This window comes from ANME-2 cluster archaeon (assembly GCA_019429385.1).
Lineage (GTDB): Archaea > Halobacteriota > Methanosarcinia > Methanosarcinales > Methanocomedenaceae > Methanocomedens_B.
The window spans coordinates 1-1759 of sequence record JAHYIS010000069.1 but is presented as its reverse complement, the minus strand read 5'-3'; the positions used below and the strand labels follow the sequence as shown (position 1 = coordinate 1759).

2 protein-coding genes are annotated in these 1759 nt (G+C 46.8%); both read right to left on the bottom strand.

The features are described 5' to 3' along the window. Window positions 1-162 precede the first annotated feature (162 nt). Window positions 163-1227, bottom strand: coding sequence for a glycosyltransferase family 4 protein (locus tag K0A89_12905; GenBank protein MBW6519382.1), 1065 nt, complete (start codon window positions 1225-1227; stop codon window positions 163-165). After that, the coding region (locus K0A89_12900; GenBank protein ID MBW6519381.1) for a hypothetical protein at window positions 1205-1759 on the bottom strand (555 nt) is incomplete at its 5' end. The genes K0A89_12905 and K0A89_12900, both read right to left, overlap by 23 nt.

Genomic DNA, 1759 nt, shown 5'->3' with positions numbered 1-1759 from the left:
CGCGTTGGCAGGTGCAATTATCCATCTTCTGGACGATCCTGAAAAGATGATCCTTATGGGCAAAAAAGGAAAAGAGAGAGTTAAACAGTATTTCACATGGGATAACGTTGCCACACGTGTATTAGACTGCTATAACGAGATATTGGGTTATTAGCAGTAAGATTAGTATCGGTACCTTTTTTCTGTCAGGACATTTCCATACACTCGTATTGTCTCGTCAACCGCCTGATCCCACGTAAATCCGCGACAATATTCCAGCCCTTTTTTTATCATCTCTTCACTCAGACCGGAGGTTGTCAACACCTGGAATATCTTATCAGCCATATCTTCCTCAGAATCTACCCTCAGGCAGCATCTCGAAACCTCATCAGGAATCCTGGCATCTTTCCTGATAATGACAGGCACACCACATCTCTGAGCCTCAATAATGGGAATTCCAAAACCCTCCCATTCGCTGGGCAAAACAAACACGTCAAATGAATTGTATATATCTCCAAGTTGTTCCTGTGGGATAAAACCTCTGAACTCAACCTCTTCTTCAAGTCCCAATTCAGTAGCCAATTTAACCAGATTCTCATATTCCATGGTTTTGTTACCGCACAGAACAAGCTTTACCTTCATTTCAGGATGCTCTTTTTTCAAATGGTAAAACGCCCTTACCAGGTAATCTACTCTTTTCCTTACATTAAAGGCGCCAAGATATCCGATAATTAAATAATCCATATTTTCTTGTTCCAGAGGCCTTAATTCGGCATCTATTCCAATATTAATTACATCTATCATCTCTTCAGGAAAACCTATATGCTCCACAATCTCCTCCTTCGTCTGCGAAGACACCGAAATTATCCTGTCGCTCCACTTCCCCACCCTGAAAAACAGCGGCGCTGCCACCCTGGCATGAAGCGAATTCCCGCTGTCCTTATAGACCATCGAGATTATATCATGATATGTCATCACCTTCGGCTTCCTGATAAAAGGAAAACATAACCCCGTAATAGGGCTGGTAGCATGCACAATGTCAAACTCATTCACCCTTCGCAGCACCCGGTACGGCAGCCTGAACACATGATTAATTGCCTGCCCGAACGGAACACCGGGCGGTTTCACCATAATGGGCTCAACCTCAATTCCCCTGTCCTTCAATCCCTTATACAGCTCATAGCTGTACCGGGCAATACCGGTCCCCTTCTCCACCGAGAACTCATCAACTATCAGCGCTACTTTCATTCATGGACTCCTTTTTTGCGTTCACATACAGCAGTTCGAACTCCCCGTTGGTATACCACCTCTCCACACTGCTGTCCAGCTCCAGCCGCTCGATATCCTCAGCATCAAAACCCTGTGCCGACAGCCCTGGCGGTACCACCGAACTCCTGCTCAGTGTCGGGTCATCGGCAGCCTGCCAGAATCGTTCTGTCATTATGAAGGTCATGTCCTGCCCCAGGGATTCACCAAAAGTCCCGAATTCAGGATGCCCGAAATGGTCAGGTAGAACTATCGGGTTGTATCCGCCAGGCCAGCCCAGGTAACCGAACCTGGTTCCATTTACCACATGACCACCCGACCAGGCCAGGCCGTCCATATCCATCTGTGTTATCTGCATGTTCGGCTGGTATATCCAGGGCGAGCGGTATATCGTGAAAATACCCAGCATAGATGCAGATACCAGTATGAAGGTCACAAACCCGATACCTATGGACCTGGGTATCTGGCGCCTGCTGAATACTTCATATAAAGCAAATCCGGACAGCACGGGAAT

Bases quoted from the DNA above. Each gene is read 5' to 3' on its own strand.
- K0A89_12905 (MBW6519382.1), bottom strand. From the start codon at position 1,227: ATGAAAGTAGCGCTGATAGTTGATGAGTTCTCGGTGGAGAAGGGGACC.